Source organism: Bradyrhizobium sp. PRIMUS42, from assembly GCF_023006515.1.
GTDB lineage: Bacteria > Pseudomonadota > Alphaproteobacteria > Rhizobiales > Xanthobacteraceae > Bradyrhizobium.
Window position 1 is genome coordinate 1 of record NZ_JALBGZ010000976.1, and the last position, 1891, is coordinate 1891.

General features: G+C 65.4%; 1 protein-coding gene and 1 pseudogene. One reads left to right on the forward strand and one right to left on the reverse strand.

Going from position 1 to position 1891, the window contains the following annotated elements; translation table 11 throughout:
* Positions 1-1526, reverse strand: a 1526-nt coding sequence (locus MOV75_RS36450; protein WP_247007801.1) for a S9 family peptidase, incomplete at its 3' end; no start/stop codon positions are given.
* Positions 1527-1735: 209 nt separating this feature from the next.
* Here MOV75_RS36450 and MOV75_RS36455 point away from each other — a divergent pair.
* Positions 1736-1891: pseudogene (locus MOV75_RS36455) on the forward strand (MFS transporter); the annotation flags it as partial.

Consider the following 1891-nt stretch of genomic DNA (forward strand, 5'->3'; position numbering starts at 1 on the left):
AGCCGGCCGGCGTCGTGCCAGCGCGTGCCGAACTCGCCGCCGCCGCGTAAGTTTGCCTGCACCGTGGTGCCGCCGCGCTCCAGCCAGAGCTTGCCCAGCGAGGCGTTGTAATACGGCTTCACCGCAAGAGCGAAGCCGCCATAGGCGCTCATATACACCGGCGCATCGCCGGTCTCGCCCGCCGGTCCGGTCTGGACATAGGGAATGCGCTCGCCGTCGATCGAGATCGCCTCGTGCTGCGTCACCACCAGGCCGTCGGCGGTGAACGTCTTCGGTGCCTGCTTCAGCACAACCGGGCTCGCGACGCCGCGTTCGAGCAGCAGCATCGACGGCGGCGTGAGCGGGTCCTGCACATTGGCGAGCAGGTCGCCATTGCTCTCAGACGGATGACGATCGAGCGGCCAGACGTCGACGACGCCGATCTCAGGCAGGCCGGAAAGCGTTGCGCGGCTCCAGCCCGCAGCAGATGGCGTGCAGACCTCGAAGCGCGGCCTGAGCTCGTCGAGGATCGACAGCACGAGCTTGCCGGCGACCCAGAAAAATCCCTGAACTGCCCGTCGAGGCGCCGGCTCGAACAGCACGGCGAATTCGCGGCGGCCCGCCAGCAAGTCCGAGAGCCTGATGCCGAGCACGGTGTCCGCTTTGTGCATCTGTCCGGCCACGGACCAATCCTCGCGCGGTTTGATCGCGAGCCAGTCGCCATGGGCTTGCAGCTCGATGGCGGTGGGAAGGTCTATCTTCGAGACGGGGCCGGTCTGGTCTCCGACCGAGACACTGTAATTGAAGAAGTCGAGCATCCGGCCGAACCAGATCATGCGATTTGGCGTCATGCGGTCGATATGGCCATACGCGGCCATGTCGTTCACGGAAGCTTCGAACAGCACGGCCGCTTGTTCAACGGGCTGGCCGCGCCGCCACAGCCGCACGGTCCGAGCGTAGCCTGATGTCGTCGCCATGCCCTCGCCATGGGCGCTCGACAGCAGCAGCGTGTCGGCATCGATCCAGTCCGCGCCGCCCTTCGCCTCAGGCAGCGCAAAACCGTCTGTCACGAAGCTCTTCGTATCCATGTCGAATTCGCGCAACGTCACGGCGTCGCTACCGCCGCGCGACAGGCTCAGCATGGCGTGCGAGCTTCCCGGCATCGTGGCAATCCCGCTGAGCAGCCAGTCCTCGCCTTCGCTCGTTGCGAGCTTGTCGATGTCCAGCATGGTCTCCCACGCTGGGCGGGCTTTGCGAAACTCCGTCAGCGTCGTCCGCCGCCACAGGCCGCGCGGGTTGGTGGCATCCTTCCAGAGATTTTGCAGATCGGTGCCGCGCCGGCTGACATAGGGAATGTTGTCCGGGCGGTCGTAGATCGCAGCTAGGATGTCGCGGTCGTGCTCGAAGGCTTTGCCCCCGAACGCCTGCAGCGTCAGTTGATTCTGCCGCTCGACGAAATCCAGCGCTTGCGTGCCCTCGATCTCCTCCAGCCACAGAAAGGGATCGTCGTCGGGAGCGTTGAGCGTGGGCCTGTCGTCGACGGTCATGAACGAAACTCCTTCAAATCGCGGCGGATAGGGTTTGATCGAGCGCAAGCCGTCAAGGGCGCGGCCCGCTATCATCCGTTCGATTGCGTCAGAGGCATGGCCTGCGCCCGTTTGCGCCGGTTGCCCGCCCTCCCGCACCCCTCCATAGTGCCGGGAATCAACAAACCCCTTGTGAGCCCCTTGAAAGTCCCTTGGGGGCGGAAAATCCCATGCTTGACGTGACTTCAGCCCATGAGATCGCCGACGACGCCCGCGCGCGTGCCAATGTGGTGCGCCTTGCTGCGGCGCAGGCGCTGACGGGCGCCAATTCGGCGGTGATTTTCGCCACCGGCTCGATCGTCGGCGCGACGCTCGCGCCCGACATG